Source organism: Thermomonospora cellulosilytica (assembly GCF_014138835.1).
Taxonomy (GTDB): Bacteria; Actinomycetota; Actinomycetes; order Streptosporangiales; family Streptosporangiaceae; genus Thermomonospora; species Thermomonospora amylolytica.
In genome coordinates, this window is the sequence record NZ_JACJII010000001.1 from 6,471,450 (window position 1) to 6,489,069 (window position 17,620).

A 17,620-nucleotide genomic window follows, 5' to 3' on the forward strand; every position below is an offset into this window, starting at 1 on the left:
TGCTGCGCAACCGGGCCGCGCACGACGGCTACTCGATCGCCGAAGAGGACGCCCTCACGGCCATCCGGCGCCTGATCGACGTACTGATGTGGTTCACCACGACCGGCAGCCAGGTCCTCACCGGGGACGTGCCGCGGCTGGTTCCGGCCGTGGCGAAGAAGGCCGAGTTCCTCGCCGGCCTCTATCTCACGATGGGCTACACGTCGGTCAAGCGGTTCGAGCTGACCCAGTACACGGTGTACCAGCTGTTCAGCCGCGAGGTCGGTCTGCGCATCGAGTACGTGGAGTTGCTGCTCAGCCGTGGGACCGACGAGGTTCGCCAGGTCCTGCAGAGCACCGGAGGGGAACTGCTCAAGACCAGGCTGCCCAAGCTCACGCGCTTCCTGGTCCTCGACCCGGGCGACGACCCGATCGTGAGCGAGTTCGAGGACTACCGGGTGGTGACCTACGACCGGTTCATGGACACCATCGTCGACCCGGACGCGCACCACTCCTCGTTCACGCTCGCCGAGGTCGGCGAGGAGATCCCCTTGTCAGGCCAGCTGCTCACCGTCGATGAACGCTCGGGCAACATGACGCTGTCCCAGGTCGGCGACGCCTACGAACTCCTGACCGAGACGGCCGTCTCCGGCGGCAACCTCCTGGTGGTGGGCCGGTCCGGCAGCGGCAAGACCGTGCTGCTGCAACGGCTGGTGGCGGCCGGCCGGGACTCGGACGTACGGCGGTACCGCTTCTACTTCGACATGAGCCTGAAACGGCCGGACGAGAGCTTCCCGGACTTCATCACCCGGACGCTGGCCCCGTGCATGGCGGTCGATCGCATCAAGGTCTTCGACGTCTTCCACTACTTCGCCCGATCCGGCTCGGTGGTGTGCGCGCTCGACGGCATCGACGAGGCGGTCACCGAGCACACGCTGGCAGGCTTCGTCGAGCTGTTCACGGAGCTGGCCCAGGTGCTGTCGGCGGAGTCGGTGGTCGTGATGAGCTCCCGGGTGTCGTTCCTGGAGGACTCGCCCCAGGTGCGCCGGATGCTCGACGGCACCGCGCTGCTGTCCGAACGCCTCGTCCAGAACCTCTACGCCCAAGGGGTCGACCCGCTCAAGGTCCCGCGGTTCTCCGCGCTACGGCTGCATGAGAACACCTCGCCACTGGAGGTTCGGCTCACTCGTGCCCTGGGAGCCGAGGAGCCGCTGCCCGATCTGTTGTGGAGGCATGTGGAACGGACTGCCGCCGAGGCCGGTCTCGCAGACCGGATGCCGCGGCTCGTCTCCTTCTTCGGCCGGGCGGGACTTGAGGGCCGTACGACGTTCACGCTCATCGAGCTGTGCAACGAGCTCGGCATCGAGTGCTTCACAGGCGGGCGGATCGACTTCGAGTCCTTCCGTCTTCGGCCGCTGTTCCGGCGGGCTGATGCCGACCGGGTCACGTTCACCCACTCCGCGTACCAGGAACTGTTCGCCGCGGAACACCTGCGGCTCTCCAGCCTGCAGGGCATCGGGCGACCCGCCCGGCTCACCGAGCAGCTACGGGCGTTCCTGTACCACCGCTCCCGGCACGAACCAGGCAGCGACGACTGCGTTCTCCCTGCCGGGACGTACCTGGTCGGCCCGTCGGATCACCTGATGCTGCGGGAGATCACGACACCTGTGCGGTTCGATCGGTACACCGTCACCGTACGCCGCTACAACGAGTTCCTCGCCGCCGTCGAACGGTACGGCTCTGCTCAGTGGGACCACCCGGACATGCCGCCGGACGTCTCGCACCAGCCTTGGATCGAACGGCTGCGAGTGCAGGACTACTACAGCGATCCCGCTTACGCCGACCATCCGGCCATCTGCGTGAGCTGGTGGAGCGCGCATGCGTTCGCCCGCTTCGAGGGCAAGCGCCTGCCCACCTCGACCGAATGGGAGGCCGCGGCCCGAGGCCGGGACGGTCGCCTGTTCCCCTGGGGAGACGAGATCGACCTCCAGGCCGTCAACTGTGCGGACGCCTACAGCGACCGTCCTCTGATCACCTATGAGACCTGGCTGGAGGAGCACGACCGAGGACGCCTGCGGGACGCCTTCCCCCGCCCGGTCCACGCTCATGAACGCAACCGCTCGCCGTTCGGCATTCACCAGATGGTCGGCAACGTCTGGGAGCGCACGTCCACCATCCTGGCCGACCGAGGCGAGTCCGTGATCTGCGGCGGGTCGTTCGACAACCCCTACCGGGCCGTGCAGGCCTCGTCGAAGGGCCTCGCCGGCTTCCGCATCAGCAGCAACGCCATCGGATTCCGCTGCGTGGAGGAACTGTGAACGAGCCCAGGTTCCAGCAGCGGTTCGGCCACGTGGTCGACCGCCGTCCGCATGGCAGCGGCTATGGCGGCCGGATGGGCGTCTACGTCGTCCGCGATTCCGAGACCGGCGAGGACTTCACGTTCTCCTACGTGGACATCGTCACCGAAGGTTTCCGCACCGTCCGGACCGGCGAGCGCGTCCGCTTCCTGACCGACCCCGATCAGCCGGGCACCGCCGTCTACGTGATCCGGCTCGACCTACCCGATGTGGAGGCCCACTACTGATGAGCCGGCCGGCCCGTCAGGCCATCGTCGCCGTCTACCGCGCGACCTTCCCCCAAGCCCCCGACTGGGCCGAAGGCCCCCTCCCCCTCATCCACGACGGAATCCGCGCCGACACAGCCAGCCGGAGCACCTACTACCCACCGCGGACCGCCCGCCTGCTGTACGGAACGCCCGAGCATCTGCGCCGCTGGCACCGGGCACTGCGGGAACGTATCGGCGGCCTCACGGTCATCGGACTGGAGGCGCTACGACTGAACGACCAGCCCGACGCCGACGGGCTGATCATCATCCATCTGTCCCCAGGCAGCCTGCACAGTGTGGATGTCGTCCGCGCACTCGCCGGCCGCAATGGAGCGAACCTGCCGGGATATGACCCGGCCCGGCTCGTCGGTGATCAGGCGGCCCTGCGGCCTGGTCCGCCTTTCACTCTGGCGTTCGTCACCGCACGCGGCTGGCGGTTGCCTCGCCTCTACAACCACCCTCGTTACCTGCGCTGGCCGTACCTCGACCAATGGCAGTGGGCGCTCGCCTCCCGCAGCAACTACCAGGACCAGCCACCCGACCCCCGGATCACCCGGCTGCCCGAGCAGGAACGCATCTGGATCTCGGCCGACTGGTCGGCCCTGGTGCTCCGCGAGGGAATGGCCCTCACCGGCACACGCCCCGACCGCGGCACCTCCGACCCCTTCTACAACCACGCCGCTCTCTACGCCCGGACCATCTACCTCGACGCCATCCTCATCGGGCTGCTCCAGCTCCACGGCATCAGCGAGCTCGAAGACACCCTCGCCGCCACCCTCGACGGCGGATCCCCCAACGGCATGCCCCTGCTGGAACGCCGCCTCGCACAGTTCCGCCACCAGCTCTGGTGGCAGCACCTGTCCGCCCACGGGGCCCCGAACCAGTTCCTCGAAGCCTTCCACCGCCAGCACCGGCTCCCCGAACGCTTCGCCCAGATCCTGGCCGAGATCAACGACTACAACCGGCTGGCCCGCGAGGACGAAACCCGCAACATCAACGGCGCCGTACTGATCTTCACCCTGGTGACCGTGCCGGCGGGCATCGCGCTGGCACTGCTCCAAGTCCTCAGCGCCAAAGACCTCTGGATCTTCACCACCGTCTTCGCCACCTGCCTGCTCCTCACCGGCCTCCTCCTGGCGACCGGCCCGGCCCGATCCGTCCTCCGCTCGATGCGAAGTCCTCACAAGCGAGCCATCGACACATCAACCCGCCGCCGGAGGCTCAACGCGCCGCGGGATCATGCTTGAGAGCAGACACGTACCGACTCAAGAGCTGCAGACCGGGCCGCCGGTCCACCACGCCGACGCACTGCTGATCCATACTGCGACTCCAGCAGCACCCGCCACATCGAGTTGTCCCGACCACCATGCCGCAGGCACTCTGAACCAACAACGAAGCCACCCAACGAAGCAATGACCGAAATGCCCGAATCTGTAAAAGTAAGGAATTTCGCCCCCGCCCCGCCATAAACCCGCAGGTCAGCAAGTCTGCTCCCCGCGCACGCGGGGATGGTCCGGGTGGCCGATCGCCGTCCCGGACGCCCATCCCCTGCTCCCCGCGCACGCGGGGATGGTCCCCCGGCGAACAAGGAGCCGGACGCCGTATACCACTGCTCCCCGCGCACGCGGGGATGGTCCCCGGCAGATCGCCCTCGTCGATGACCAGCTCGACTGCTCCCCGCGCACGCGGGGATGGTCCCGACGGCCGCGAGCTCAAGGAGTACTGGACGCACTGCTCCCCGCGCACGCGGGGATGGTCCCGACGATGCCGGCGGCGAGGCATGCGACGGAGGCTGCTCCCCGCGCACGCGGGGATGGTCCCAGGCAGAAGCCGGTCTACGACGTGCGCGCCACCTGCTCCCCGCGCACGCGGGGATGGTCCCCTGGCGGTCATCTACGACGCCAACGGCAACGTCTGCTCCCCGCGCACGCGGGGATGGTCCCAAGCCGCGCCGCATGAAGTCCGCCGAGGTCCGCTGCTCCCCGCGCACGCGGGGATGGTCCCTCGGGGATGACGGTCTGCATCAGAACGGGGCCCTGCTCCCCGCGCACGCGGGGATGGTCCCTGCACCGCCCACGGCGGCCGTCCCGGCTCGGCCTGCTCCCCGCGCACGCGGGGATGGTCCCTCGGCGACCTCGGCGGGGGTGGCCAGCGGGCGCTGCTCCCCGCGCACGCGGGGATGGTCCCCGTGCCGAGGGCCGGTTGGAGCCGGTCCTGCGCTGCTCCCCGCGCACGCGGGGATGGTCCCGAGGGCCACGCGAAGTCCTGCCGGAACTGCCACTGCTCCCCGCGCACGCGGGGATGGTCCCGTAAAGAGCCTAGACGAATCGTTATGAAGTAACTGCTCCCCGCGCACGCGGGGATGGTCCCAGCTCGGCAGGACGCTCGCTCACCGCACCCCCCTGCTCCCCGCGCACGCGGGGATGGTCCCACCCCGGGGACGGCCGACCCCCAGGAGCCGACCTGCTCCCCGCGCACGCGGGGATGGTCCCTGGCTGCTGCATTCGGGCAGCGAACCCGAGCTCTGCTCCCCGCGCACGCGGGGATGGTCCCGACGCAGGACAACCCCGGCGGAAACCTCGGCACTGCTCCCCGCGCACGCGGGGATGGTCCCGCTGCAGGCGCGTCCCGGACGGCACTGAGCGCCTGCTCCCCGCGCACGCGGGGATGGTCCCTGCACACATCCCAATAGAGGGGGTCAGGAGCACTGCTCCCCGCGCACGCGGGGATGGTCCCACCACCCGGATCATGGACTCGCTGGTGAAGCGCTGCTCCCCGCGCACGCGGGGATGGTCCCTGCTAGACAAGGCCGGAGAGCAAAGCGCCGCCCTGCTCCCCGCGCACGCGGGGATGGTCCCGAGGACGGCTCCCCGTACGTCGAGCCCACCCACTGCTCCCCGCGCACGCGGGGATGGTCCCTGGACCGCGCCGTCCGGGATGTCCGACGCCTCCTGCTCCCCGCGCACGCGGGGATGGTCCCGAGGACGGCTCCCCGTACGTCGAGCCCACCCACTGCTCCCCGCGCACGCGGGGATGGTCCCTGGACCGCGCCGTCCGGGATGTCCGACGCCTCCTGCTCCCCGCGCACGCGGGGATGGTCCCGACGTCGCGCAACGCGGCGGCCAGGGGGATGTCTGCTCCCCGCGCACGCGGGGATGGTCCCTGGAACGGCTCGTGGCAGTTCCGGCCGCACGCCTGCTCCCCGCGCACGCGGGGATGGTCCCGCCGACAGCGGCAACCGCTGGCGCAGGGCGACCTGCTCCCCGCGCACGCGGGGATGGTCCCCATTCCTCGTTGGTGGTGGGACGGCTGTTGCCCTGCTCCCCGCGCACGCGGGGATGGTCCCAGCCCCAGGCGGACGCCGCGCTGGAAGCGGCACTGCTCCCCGCGCACGCGGGGATGGTCCCTTGTCGGAGTCGAGGGTGTGCTGCACGATCTGCTGCTCCCCGCGCACGCGGGGATGGTCCCCCCGGTACTCAGACCAGACGTGCAACGTCTGTCTGCTCCCCGCGCACGCGGGGATGGTCCCGACTCCCGGGTGTACGGAATCACCAGCTCTCGCTGCTCCCCGCACACGCGGGGATGGTCCCCTCCCCAGGGGTGCGCGCGGCCCGCAGCGCGTCTGCTCCCCGCGCACGCGGGGATGGTCCCCTCTCACTGCCCGGATGGGCGAGAATCCGATCCTGCTCCCCGCGCACGCGGGGATGGTCCCGGCACTAGTCGTCACCACCTTCCGGACAGTCCCTGCTCCCCGCGCACGCGGGGATGGTCCCTCCTCGAACGTGAGCCTGTGTCAACACGCGCGAATCCTGACTCAGGCACAGATTCCGTGAAGGCGCCGGTCGGGTAGGTCACGGTTCGGTGTTCTCGTCGGTAGCCGACGTCTTGATCACCGGCATCGCCGGTGTGTCGATCAAGGAGTTGGTGGCCGTCTTGTTTCCTCACCTGGCCCGCGTGTGCGTGGACCAGGTGTTCCGTTCCGGAGCCTCGGTGCGCATCCGGGCCAGAACCGCGACGAGCGAGGCCAAGTGCCCAGGCTGTGGGGCGCTGTCGCAGCGCAGACACAGCCACTATGAGCGGCGCCTGTCCGACACCGCGGTCGGTAACCAGGAAGTACTGATCCACCTGCGGGTTCACCGGTTCTGGTGTCCCAACGACGCCTGCGACAAGAAGACCTTCGCCGAGCAGGTTCCGGGCCTGACGGTCCGCTACGGCCGCCGCAGCATCACCGCAGGCGAAGCCTTGGGGGACATCGTGCTGGCATTGGTCGGCCGCGCCGGTGCGCGCCTGGCCGAACGCCTGGCGGCCGCGGTGAGCCGGATGACGTTGACCAGGCTGATCCGCAACTTGCCGGCCCCGCCTTCGAGGCTCCGAAGGTGCTGGGCGTGGACGACTTCGCCCTGCGGCGCGGCAGAATCCACGGCACGATCCTGATCGACCTGGCCACGAGCAGACCGGTGGATGTGCTGGCCGACCGCACCGCCGACACCCTGGCGGCCTGGCTGCGGGACCATCCCGGTGTCGAGATCGTCTGCAGAGATCGAGCCGGCGCCTATGCCGACGGCATCGCCCGGGGAGCGCCCGAGGCCATCCAGGTCGCCGACCGCTGGCACCTGTGGCACAACCTCGGTGAAGCCGTCGAACGGACCGTCACCAAGCACCGCCGACATCTTCAAGACCTGATCGACGCGCCGGTCGCCCAGCCCGATGGGCTCCCCGCACCGCCCACGGCGAACCCCTCTGTCACGCCGGGGACCAGGCAGGATCGCATCGCGGAGCGCACCCGCCAGCGGCACGCCGCCATCCATGCCCTGATCGTCCAAGGCCACGGCCTGCGGCAGATCGCCCACGAGTTGAATCTGGGCCGCAACACCGTCCGCCGGCAGGAACTGTGCGTCCTGGGCTACCGGGGCGGGGACACCACCGTCCGCCAGTATGTGAAGCCCTGGCGGACCGAACTGCCTGCCGCCCCGGCTTCAGCGCGGCCGCCGACGGTCCGGCAGGCCACCGGCTGGTTCCTGCGCAATCCCGCCCACCTCGACCCCGACGACCACCGCCGCCTCGACGCCTTGTGCACCGCGTGCCCGCAACTGGCCGCCCTGCGGGCGCATGTTCGCCGGTTCACCGAGATGATGGTGCACCGCGCCGGGCAGCGGCTCGAAGCCTGGATGAGCGCCGTACTCGATGACGATCTGCCTGAGCTGCACTCCTTCGTCACCGGCCTGCGCCGCGACCAGGACGCCGTCACCGCCGGTCTCACCCTGCCCTACAGCTCCGGCCCGGTCGAAGGCCACGTCAACCGCACCAAAACGATCAAGAGACAGATGTACGGCCGCGCCAACCCCGACCTCCTGCGCAAACGCATCCTGCTGGCCGACTGACACGGGCCCACTTCACGAAATCTGTGCCTGAGCCAGGATTCGCGCGTCGTTGACACACGCGCTATTCCGCAAGCAGTGGGCGACCAGCCGCCACCAGCACAGTCGAGGGCCACCATGCGAGCCGTGAGGAACCCGCGCTCCGGGCATCTCCGAGGTTCGGAGCCGCGATGACAACGCGTCAGAGGCGGGGAGCGCTCAGCCGGTTCGTTCAGGTCGCGCTGCGAAGCCCAATCGCCGCAGCAACGAGTGCCGTTAGCACTACTCTCTGTCGCGGGAGGTGAGTGGTGAGCGGGTGGGACGAGGAGGACGCTCGGCGGCTGCTGGAGGGCGTCGTCCCCGACGAGCTGCTGGCGGCGTATCTGAAGCTGTTGGCGGAGGACGGCTGCCCGCAGGCCGAGGCGGGCGCGTTGCTGGGTGATGCCGAGGCAGTGGAGGCGTTGACCTGCCGGGGGATGGCGCATGTTCGTCCGGGTGGTCCGGTGGCTCCGCCTCGGCTGGTGCCCGCGCCGCCGGATCTGGCCCTGCAGGGTGTGCTGGCCGAGCTGGGCCGGCGGCTGGCGTGTGAGCAGGAGCGTCTGCTGACCGGACATCGCCGGTTGAACGAGAGCCACCGCAGGCCCCGGGCGAGTGCCGGTGGTTCTGCGGATCAGCTGGTGGAGATCGTGACCGATCGGGCGGAGATCAGCCGCCTGTCGTACGCGCTGATCAACGCCGCGCGGCGGGACTGGCTCACGCTGGACAACTATGTGCTGGAGACTCCGGTTCAGGAGAGCACCGGGTTCGCGCCGTTGCCGGGCTTCGACGGTGAGGTGACGTGCCGGGCGATCTATGAGACCCGGTGCGCCGAGCACCCGATCGGGGTGAAGACCATCGAGGCCGCCGTGCAGGCCGGGGAGCAGGCCCGGCTGCTGCCGCGGATCGGGATGAAGATGAAGCTGGCCGATGAGGCGGTGGCGTTGCTGCCGCTCACGCCCACGGGCATGTCCGGTGCGCTGCTGGTGCGGTCACCGGTCATCGTCGGGGCGTTGCGGGAGTACTTCGAGATGCTGTGGGAGCGGGCCGTTCCGTTCGGCGGCGGCACCGTCGAGGGGCCGCTGACCGGCATCCAGGCGGCGATCCTGCAGATGCTCGCCCAGGGACTGTCGGATGAGGCGATCAGCCGCCGGGTCGATCTGAGCCTGACCACCGTACGCCGTCACATCACCGCCATCCGCGAGGCGCTCGGCGTGGAGACCCGCTTTGCCGCCGGGGCCGCCGCCGTGCGCCGCGGCTGGATCAAGTAACCCGTAACCGCTGGAAGGCCGTCCATTGCCTCAGTTCCAGGACTTCGTTCCCCGCCACCGGTTCCAGCCGGCCATCGCCCTGTCCCCGGACGCGACCCTGGTGGCGTACTCGGGTAACGCCTCGGGCCGGTACGAGCTGTGGGTGGTGCCGGTCGTCGGCGGCGAGCCGCGCCGCCTGGCCGGGTTCCCCGATCGCGCGGTGCGGCAGATGGCCTGGACGCCGGACGGCAAGGAGCTGGTCTTCTCCGCCGACCGGGGTGGTGATGAGCAGTACCGGCTGTACCGGGTGCCGGCGGAGGGCGGTGAGCCCGTCGAGCTGTCCTCCGGCGGCGACTGCCAGCGCATCCTGGCCGCTGCGCCGTTCGATGCGACCGGCCGGTTCCTGGTCTACGCCGCCAACGACCGCGACCCGCACGTCCAGGACCTCCTGCTGCTCGACCTGGAACAGGAGCGGGAACGCAGGTTCATCCCGCCGCCCGACGTGGTCTTCGAACCCACAGGCATCTCGCCGGACGGCCAGTGGCTGCTGGCCGCCGGGTTCCGCTCCCACACCGACATCGCCTGCTACTTGATCGACCTGACCAACCCCGACCCCGAGCCCGTCTGCGTCACCGCCGACCTGGACGGCGGCGTCTTCGACCCTGCCACCTGGGCGCCGGACTCCTCGGGTTTCTACCTGCTCACCGACGCCTGGGGCGACTTCACCGCCGCCGCCTGCTACCGCCTGGCCGACCGCTCCCTCACCCCGATCGCCCAGCCCGACTGGGACGTCGAACTCCTCGACGTCGGAGGGGACACCCTGATCTGGTCCATCAACCAGGCCGGCCGCTCCACCCTGCACGCCCGCCGCAACGACACCGACCTGACGCTGCCCGGCATCCCACCCGGCGTCGTCACCGCGCTGACCCTGGCCGGTGACGGCTCTACCGCCGTCCTGCTGATCGACGCCGCCACCCGCCCCACCGAACTCGCCGTCCTCGACCTGAACCACGGCCGGTTCCGCTACCTGACCGACACCCGGCCCCCGGCGCTCCACGTCACCGAGCCGATCGCACCCGAGCTGGTGACCTATCCGGCCGCAGACGGCCGGCAGATCCACGCCCTGCTCTACCGCCCCCACGGCCCAGGCCCCCACCCGGTCCTGCTGTCCATCCACGGCGGCCCCGAAGCCCAAGAACGCCCCGTCTACGCCCGCTCCGGCCTCTACCAGCACCTCCTCGCCCACGGCATCGCCGTCTGCGCCCCCAACATCGCCGGCTCCACCGGCTACGGCACCGCCCACCAGAAACTCATCTACCGCGACTGGGGCGGCATCGACCTCGCCGACCTGGACCGCACCGTCCGCTACCTGCACACCCTGCCCTGGACCGACCCCCAGCGCATCGCCGTGGCCGGAGCCTCCTACGGCGGCTTCGCCGCCCTGTCCTGCCTGGCCCGCCTGCCCTATCCGTGGGCGGCCGGCGTCTCCATCTGCGGCCCGGCCAACCTGCTCACCCTCGCCCAAGCCTCCCCACCCACCTGGAAGACCTTCGTCGCCACCGTCCTCGGCGACCCCGACACCGAAGCCGACAGACTCCTGGAGCGTTCACCGGTCACACACGCCGACACCATCACCGCCCCGCTCTACGTCATCCAGGGCGCCCGTGACCCCCGCGTCCCCCAGACCGAGTCCGACCAGCTCGTCCACCGCCTCCGCGAACGCGGCGTGAACGTCCGCTACGACGTCTACCCCGATGAGGGCCACGGCTTCACCAACCGCAACAACGAGATCCAGGCCTACGAAGAGATCGCCGAGTTCTTGATCCACATGCTGCGATGAACCCCTCTGGGGATCAACGTGAGGGCACACAGACCAGTCCGCGGTGGACTGGTCGAAAACGCAGGCTGTTCCGCATAGCGGGGTGCGCTACGTGTGCATGTCATCCTGCCTGCTGAAGTGCCGCTGCCATGGCGGTCGGACAGCCCTGTGAGCGCAGCGGCCTCGGTAGGCAGTGCTGCCGTGCGGGTGGAGCACCAGGACGAAGGTGAGCGTGCTGAGTCGGCTTCGCCGAGGCGAAAGGCGATGTTGATCCGGAAGCGCTGAAGGCGATCTGGGTAGGGCGCTCTACGGGCGTCGGCCGGCAGTGAAGGATCACGGGTGTCCAGTCCGGCCGGGTGAGATCGCCGCCGACGGGCGCAGACTTGATCGAGATCATCGCCCAGCGTGGTGCGTCCTCATCACAGGCAGACTGCGGCAGGCAGCCTAGTTTCCCGCTCCGGCACGCCTCTCGTAGTACTCTCTGCGGTTCTGGACCATGTAGGCCATGAAGGTGGCGAAGTCCTCGAAGCGCCCGATCTCCTCGCCGTCGATCCAGGACACCTCGCCGGCCGCAGGCCAGCCTTCCCTGACCACCAGCAGCAGATCCCGCATTCCCTGGCCGGCGCCGACCGGCACCACCCCCTTGGGGTCGAGGTCGACGGACGGCAGAACATCCTCGGCGTAAACCGTCAGCAGCTCGTTGGCCACCGGCCAGTTCCCACCTCCCCGCAATTCCGGAATTCCGAAGAGATCCATCCGGTAGTAGAAGCGGGGCCATCCGTTCGCATGCAGCAGGAAGTTGCGATAGGAGGAGGGAAGTCGTTCGCCGATCTCGCGCTCGAACTCGGCGAGTTCGTCTTCGGTGGCCTTGACACGCGGAACGGTGTATTGCTCGAGCTTCTCTCCGGGTAGCTGATCAATGTCCGACTTGGCCATGATCATTGCCCCGAGAAGAGTCTTCCAGTCCTCCTGGCCGGACATGTGAACCTTCCCCGGCGGGACATCCCGCCCTCGCTGTGACACCTGAGATGAAAACTATGCACACGTAGCGTAATCGAGGGCGCCCTGGTCTGCAAGTCGAGAAGGGGTCGGACTATGTCTCTATTCGGAACTCGGTGGGCCGGTATCCTTCCGGGTACAATCCGGATTGAGACCCGAGGACTGAATTTATTCGGTTCGTGTGCCGCCCCCAGCCGGGCGGTTCCGGAACCCCCACCCAGGTGGTGTCGGGGAGATGGGCGGCGACCCGTGGGCCATAGGGGTTTCCTGCCGCCTCGGCGCGTTGCCGTTCCCGTTCGGCCGCGTCCTCCTTGTCGTCCTTGAGTTTTCCACTGACCTTGACGCGTCCGGTCGGGGACAGCTTCCCTTCCTTCAGGGCTTTGTTCGCGTAGTCACAGTACTCCTGGGCCTGCCTGACCTCATCAGGGGTGGCGTCCTTCGGCAGGCGGAACTCGACCGGTCCGCGCATGATTTTATATCTCTTCATCACGGTGCCGTGCTTGACCGGGGTCTTGTGGGCCCGCTTGGAGTATCGGAGAAAACTCATGGCGGCCTTGAAGACACCCTTTGCGGTGCCGCTGTTCGCACCTCTGGGAAGGTGGTGTCCTCGCCTAACCATTGAGAATCGCGTTCATTGCCATGTCGATGAGCATGTCGATGATGAGACCTGTGATCATCTTGAAGATGGGGATCTGCGCGAGGGACGCGCCCAGGGTGGGTACGGCCGTGGCGATGGCCTGGGCGATCTGGATCGCCAGCATGATCAACTGAACGATGACGCTGATCTTCAGGGCCAGGACGATGGCGGCGCAGACCATCAGTCCCGCGCCGATGATGTGGCACGCGGTGAGCGAGTCCTGCAGGTTGGTGGCGGGGGCGTCCTCGGCCGTCCAGTCCTTGCGGAACGCCTCGATGCCCTCCCCCCGGTTGCCCGTCCACACCAGCTGGGCGTGGCCCTGGGTGTCCGCGATCGGCTGCTGGAGAGTGCCGGCGAAGCTCATCCACTTGCCGCCCATCTCGAACAGCTTGGTCTCGTCCGCCTCCGGCCAGTCATAGCCCAGCATGGACAGCAGCGAGCGCAGCTCGCCTGGAAGTTGCAGCCCCACCCGTCACCCCAGAATGTCACGGACCCGGTTGACCTCGATGGCCGACAGATCCTCGGACTCGCGGTAGGTCGCGGCCATGACCCGCACGCTGTTCCCGTACTCGGAAAGCTCCGCGATGTTCTCCTGGAAGCACTCCATGGCGATCTCGTAAATCGCCTGATAGCACATTCCGATCAGCATGCCGACATCGTCGGATCCCCATGGCTGGCCGTAGCTTTGCAGTTCTGTGTTGAACGCGTCGACCTTCGCCTTCAGGTCGTTCGCGGACAGCTGGATGCGCCCGCCCGCACGGTCGATCGCGGGTGAGTCGAAACCAAGCTCGCCGAAACCCATGCTGCCCTGCCTTCAGTCACGCCTGATATTCGTCATCACCGTGGAAAGGGATCGTGTGAGAACGCGCATTTGCTCCAGGTTCAGGTCCTGGATCTCCCGGACCCGGCCGAGCAGTTCGTCCGAACCGAGCGCGCCCGATCGTGCGCTCTCGCGTTCCCGCAAGTCGTCGAGGGCGGCGTTCACCGCTGCCATCACCCCGTCGGCCAGGTCCGCCGAACCGGTCCGGAGCGCACGGGCCCCTATCTCCAGCGACTCCACCCGTCCGCCGGGTGCCGCCACCGCGACCACCAGGCCGGAGGGATCCCGCCCGGTTCCCCGCAGGTCCTGTTCGTCCTCGACGGCGGACGGGGGGACGGCCGCGGTCACCAGGGCCCGGGTCTGCTCCAACAGGATGTCGAACCCCTGGGCGGAGGCAGGGGTGCCGGTGACGCTGGCGCGCTCCCTGATCTTCGCGATCGCCTCGTCCAAGCCTTGACCGATGGCCGCCATCACGCGCATGCTCGCGTCCTGTACCTCGCGCAACCGCACGAGCAACGTGGCCGGGTCGATCATCGGTTCGGTGGCGGCCAGCACCTCCGCGCGAGCCCCATCAAGGGCCGTGTTGATCGCTGAGGTGAGGTGTTCGGCCAGTTCGGCCGGACCCCATCGCATCGCCCGGGGGTTCAGGACAATCTCGATCAGCCGTCCCTCGGCGGCCACGGCGCGTACCCACCCGTTCGCGGCTTCACCTTCGGCCGGGGTCTCCGCCCGATCGGTCACGGTGCCCGCGGACGCCAGGCGTTCCCGGGCCTCCCGCAACCGTTCCTCGCGGTCGAACCCCTCCTCACCTGCAGCCATGCCGGCAACCCACTCCGTTCAGCGCAAAGAACTCCCGCCGGGACGGTGCGACACCGCTACGGAACCCGCGAAACCGGCCGCTCGCACATCCAGGCAGATCGACTAGGACACTGTATATAACACTTTCCCGACAAGAAAGGCGAAATGGGCTGATATCTCGCTCAGGGATGCCGATGTATGACGTATTTCACGCCAGTGAGGTCGGTTGAGCCCAAGACCTGCGACGACATGTGTGCTTCACCCGCGGGTGCCGTCGACCGCTCGCCGAACTCCCGGTGTCCGATGCCGGCCATCCATCCCGGTTGATCCTTTAGCGCCTGCCCGCTTCGAGGGGATCGCTGGCGTGCGCCGTCGGCAGGGAGTGACCTTGATTCCTGGCGAAGGGGCACGAGGGTCGACCCGCACACAGCCGGTAGAGGCCCCGGCCGGGCCGGTGTCCGTCTGTGCTGTAGCCATTACAGACATGGCCCGCCCGCTCGGGAGCGGTTGCAGCGATGCCACATGGGGCAGCGCTTGTGAGCCGCCCGGCTGTTCCAGCAAACCTCCCAAACAGCAGGGACCGTGGCCGCCGTGCGGGATCCGCTCGGTGGCACCCGCGTCTGACTGCGCTTCCTGTGCACCTGCCTGACCTCGACCCCCGAGGGCGAACCAAGGGCCGACAGACTCCTGGAGCGTTCACCGGTCACATACGCCGACACCATCACCGCCCCGCTCTACGTCATCCAGGGCGCCCGTGACCCCCGCGTCCCCCAAAGCGAGTCCGACCAGCTCGTCCACCGCCTCCGCGAACGCGGCGTGAACGTCCGCTACGACGTCTACCCCGATGAGGGCCACGGCTTCACCAACCGCAACAACGAGATCCAGGCCTACGAAGAGATCGCCAGATTCCTGATCCACATGCTGCGGTGAGCCATCCGGCGACCGGTGTCAGCGAGCGGGAGCAGCTGCTTCACGAGGGCCGACAGGCCGGATTCGGCCACTGTGGTTTCGGTCATGAAGTATGCCGCTACAGCGTCTGTATGATCACCTGACATCATCGTCAAGTGGTGATTCATGAGCGCAAAGGTCTGACTGGTGACTGACGACTCCGACCTTCGGAAGTTGTTGGATCCGGGAGGGGCACCGCCGCAGCGGATGGGGGTACCGCCTGGCCTGGCTCCCTTGGTGGACAACCCTGGGACGCTGTCCTACGAGCAGATCGGCAAACTGGATCAGGCCGCCAAGGTGGCTGATTCGCTGGCCGGTGAGTTGCGTGGCCTGCTGCGAAGCGTGGGTGCTCCGACGGACGCCGCCACCGATGCCCTGAGAGACGGTTTCACGTCGGCAGGTGCGCTGGCGAAGCTCATGGATTCGTGGTCGAGGTCGATGAGGTCCATGGCGGATCAGACGGATGGTCTGGGACCTCGCCTGTCCCGTACGGCCGCCGCATACCGTGGTGCGGAGTCGAACATCCGAAGCCGCATCAACGAGATCTGGAAGATCCTCGACTGAGGTGGCATGGTTGATTTCAGGCAACTGCGTGACGCTGACTTCAATGCGCTGACGACCGCCGCGTACGGATGGCGCAACCACTCCGAACTGCTGCGCAAATCCTCCGAATCCTACAACCGGGCCATTGTGGGAGGGGTAAGGGATTCCGGTTGGCAGGGACTTGCGGCGACGGCGGCCACCGAGGAGATACGGCGAGAGCACGAACGTCTGCAGCGCGCCGTCATGATCGCCTTCAGCGTCCACAACAGCCTGAGTCGTGCGGCGAACGAGTTCAAAGAACACCAAGACGATCTCAGGTCGGCGATCAACGATGCCGGTGCGAACAACCTCCGTGTGGGAGATGACGGTTCGCTGACCCTGCCGGAAATGACTCGAGCCGATCGGCATGACGCCGAATCGCAGCGGCTGTGGTCGTCGCTCAGGGAACGCGCGAGCCAGATCAGCGCCGCGTTCAAGAGGGCGGTCGACGGCGCCAACGCCACCGATCGACGGCTGACCATGGAGCTCGGCCTCCTGGCGTCCGACCGAGTCTGGCGGGAGGACCTGCCCCTCGGCATCTTCGACCTCCCCCCACTGTGGCCGGCCACGGACTTCGGACGCCCCTTCGGAGTCGAGACGCCGAGCGAGCGCGACCGAGAGACGCACAAGAAGCTCGAACTGGTGGTTCTGGGCGGCATGGCCAAGGAGTGGCCGATCGCATCGGGCCTGCTCGCGCACTGGCTGGACGGCTCCGGAAGCCCCCGTCAGGTGAACGTGGACGAGCTCATGAAGCAGAGCCCGGAGTTCCAGCGCAGTGTGCAGGAGCAGCTCAACAAGTACCGGGGATCGCACAGCTTCGACACGGGGTGGATGTCCACTCGCTTCAACGAGCGGGAGAACCTGGACCTGTACTACGCGTTCAATGGATATCAGTACCGCATTCGCGGAGAAGGGGACAACTACACCATCGAGTTCTACAAGCGGTACAATTTCGGCAACGAGAACGAGCAGCGCGGTCCGCTGCATCTGCCGGCGCTCGGCACCATCCATCAGAACGACATATCACATCTGCATACAAGTGGAATGGCGCGAGATTTCGACGTGTACGGTTCGACCACCCACCGCCGCCCATGAGACGGCCGACCGGTAAACGATGCTCCATCGCGCTGCTGGGCACAATGGTGTCGTTGCTGGCGGCCTGTGGTCTTCAGGGCGCCGGCGAGGACCCGCTCACCGATGAGCACCCAGATCCCCGCGCCGTTCGCGGCAGCGATCCAGACATCTCCCTGGACCAGGCGTTGCAAGACCTCAGATTCGATCTGCCCCCCGGCGCCGGCCAGGTGCGATTCAAGAGCCGCAACGACTCTGCGCCCTACTACCTCAACCTGACGTTCACGGTTCCCTGCCGGCAGGTCACGGAGGTCGTACAGGACAACGACCTGATCGACTTGCGCCAAGCGGACGGACCGCACTCGATCGGTGAGGACGCTCTGAAACGCGCCGCCGAAGCGGTGGGCGTACAAGTGCCGTCCGGGCCGAGCCTCCGGTTCTATGCATCGAAATCCGACCTCGCGACCTACAAGCGAGGTGCCCTGCACTTTGCCCTGGACGGCTCGAGTTGCAGGTTCGTCGCGGCGGTCGAGGACTACGGTTGAGGCGTGAACGGGCTTGATACGCCTTGCTCGCCGTATGCAACTGATGACCCTCTTGGCCAAGGCGCTGTGAGGCTGTTCGGCTTCCAGCGCCTTGGCCAACTGTAGTTCCATGTTCTGCCACGTTCGGGTATTCCTCAGATCGTTCTGATGCGGCGGCTCGGTATCGTCCGCTGC

The 17,620-nt window shown here is 67.9% G+C and carries 16 protein-coding genes, 1 pseudogene and 1 CRISPR repeat array; of the genes and pseudogenes, 12 read left to right on the forward strand and 5 right to left on the reverse strand.

Annotated elements, in window-relative coordinates; genetic code table 11:
• The first annotated feature begins 86 nt into the window (after positions 1-86).
• The 8 genes and pseudogenes from HNR21_RS30520 (at position 87) to HNR21_RS30545 (ending at position 11,067) form a co-directional block, all read left to right on the forward strand.
• Entirely contained in the window at positions 87-2,297 is a 2,211-nt protein-coding gene (locus HNR21_RS30520) for an SUMF1/EgtB/PvdO family nonheme iron enzyme (RefSeq protein ID WP_220500363.1), read from the forward strand.
• On the forward strand, positions 2,294-2,563 hold the full coding sequence (locus HNR21_RS30525; RefSeq protein WP_182707865.1) for a hypothetical protein: 270 nt from the start codon (positions 2,294-2,296) through the stop codon (positions 2,561-2,563). Before HNR21_RS30520 ends, HNR21_RS30525 begins: the two co-directional genes overlap by 4 nt.
• On the forward strand, positions 2,563-3,831 hold the full coding sequence (locus HNR21_RS30530) for a hypothetical protein (RefSeq protein WP_182707866.1): 1,269 nt from the start codon (positions 2,563-2,565) through the stop codon (positions 3,829-3,831). The genes HNR21_RS30525 and HNR21_RS30530 overlap by 1 nt, the downstream gene beginning before the upstream one ends.
• 240 nt (positions 3,832-4,071) lie before the next feature.
• A CRISPR array of direct repeats spans positions 4,072-6,357; the repeat unit is 29 nt; unit sequence CTGCTCCCCGCGCACGCGGGGATGGTCCC.
• Positions 6,358-6,445: 88 nt separating this feature from the next.
• A complete protein-coding gene (locus HNR21_RS34810) occupies positions 6,446-7,018 on the forward strand; it encodes a transposase family protein (RefSeq protein WP_220500364.1) in 573 nt (190 codons plus the stop codon).
• Positions 6,970-7,203 (forward strand): annotated as a pseudogene (locus tag HNR21_RS36770) (ISL3 family transposase); the annotation flags it as partial. The gene HNR21_RS34810 and the pseudogene HNR21_RS36770, both read left to right, overlap by 49 nt.
• A gap of 63 nt (positions 7,204-7,266) precedes the next feature.
• A complete protein-coding gene (locus HNR21_RS30535; RefSeq protein WP_446697342.1) occupies positions 7,267-7,965 on the forward strand; it encodes a transposase in 699 nt (232 codons plus the stop codon).
• 284 nt (positions 7,966-8,249) lie between these two features.
• Entirely contained in the window at positions 8,250-9,248 is a 999-nt protein-coding gene (locus tag HNR21_RS36470) for a helix-turn-helix transcriptional regulator (RefSeq protein ID WP_182707867.1), read from the forward strand.
• Positions 9,249-9,273: 25 nt separating this feature from the next.
• Positions 9,274-11,067 (forward strand): S9 family peptidase, encoded by a 1,794-nt coding sequence (locus tag HNR21_RS30545; protein ID WP_182707868.1) that lies wholly within the window; start codon positions 9,274-9,276, stop codon positions 11,065-11,067.
• 423 nt (positions 11,068-11,490) lie between these two features.
• Here the strand turns inward: HNR21_RS30545 and HNR21_RS30550 are convergent, their stop codons facing one another.
• The 5 genes from HNR21_RS30550 to HNR21_RS30570 form a co-directional block, all read right to left on the reverse strand.
• Entirely contained in the window at positions 11,491-12,027 is a 537-nt protein-coding gene (locus HNR21_RS30550) for an SMI1/KNR4 family protein (RefSeq protein WP_182707869.1), read from the reverse strand.
• A 112-nt stretch (positions 12,028-12,139) separates the two neighbouring features.
• On the reverse strand, positions 12,140-12,592 hold the full coding sequence (locus HNR21_RS30555; protein WP_182707870.1) for a hypothetical protein: 453 nt from the start codon (positions 12,590-12,592) through the stop codon (positions 12,140-12,142).
• A gap of 64 nt (positions 12,593-12,656) precedes the next feature.
• On the reverse strand, positions 12,657-13,151 hold the full coding sequence (locus tag HNR21_RS30560; protein WP_182707871.1) for a WXG100-like domain-containing protein: 495 nt from the start codon (positions 13,149-13,151) through the stop codon (positions 12,657-12,659).
• Between the two features lie 3 nt (positions 13,152-13,154).
• The gene (locus HNR21_RS30565; protein WP_182707872.1) at positions 13,155-13,484 is read right to left on the reverse strand and encodes a WXG100 family type VII secretion target; all 330 of its coding nucleotides are present in this window, start codon (positions 13,482-13,484) and stop codon (positions 13,155-13,157) included.
• A gap of 12 nt (positions 13,485-13,496) precedes the next feature.
• On the reverse strand, positions 13,497-14,321 hold the full coding sequence (locus HNR21_RS30570) for a YbaB/EbfC family nucleoid-associated protein (protein ID WP_182707873.1): 825 nt from the start codon (positions 14,319-14,321) through the stop codon (positions 13,497-13,499).
• A gap of 666 nt (positions 14,322-14,987) precedes the next feature.
• Between HNR21_RS30570 and HNR21_RS30575 the strand changes: the two genes are divergently transcribed.
• The 4 genes from HNR21_RS30575 to HNR21_RS30590 all read left to right on the forward strand — a co-directional run bounded on the left by HNR21_RS30575 (position 14,988) and on the right by HNR21_RS30590 (position 17,446).
• Positions 14,988-15,230, forward strand: coding sequence for an alpha/beta hydrolase family protein (locus tag HNR21_RS30575; protein ID WP_246445997.1), 243 nt, complete (start codon positions 14,988-14,990; stop codon positions 15,228-15,230).
• 165 nt (positions 15,231-15,395) lie between these two features.
• Complete coding sequence (locus tag HNR21_RS30580) at positions 15,396-15,812, forward strand: WXG100 family type VII secretion target (protein ID WP_182707874.1); 417 nt, start codon at positions 15,396-15,398, stop codon at positions 15,810-15,812.
• Between the two features lie 6 nt (positions 15,813-15,818).
• A complete protein-coding gene (locus tag HNR21_RS30585; protein WP_182707875.1) occupies positions 15,819-16,925 on the forward strand; it encodes a hypothetical protein in 1,107 nt (368 codons plus the stop codon).
• A 44-nt stretch (positions 16,926-16,969) separates the two neighbouring features.
• Positions 16,970-17,446 carry a hypothetical protein gene (locus tag HNR21_RS30590; RefSeq protein WP_119730081.1) on the forward strand — a complete coding sequence of 159 codons (477 nt, stop codon included), beginning with the start codon at positions 16,970-16,972 and terminating at the stop codon, positions 17,444-17,446.
• The last annotated feature ends 174 nt before the right edge of the window (positions 17,447-17,620 follow it).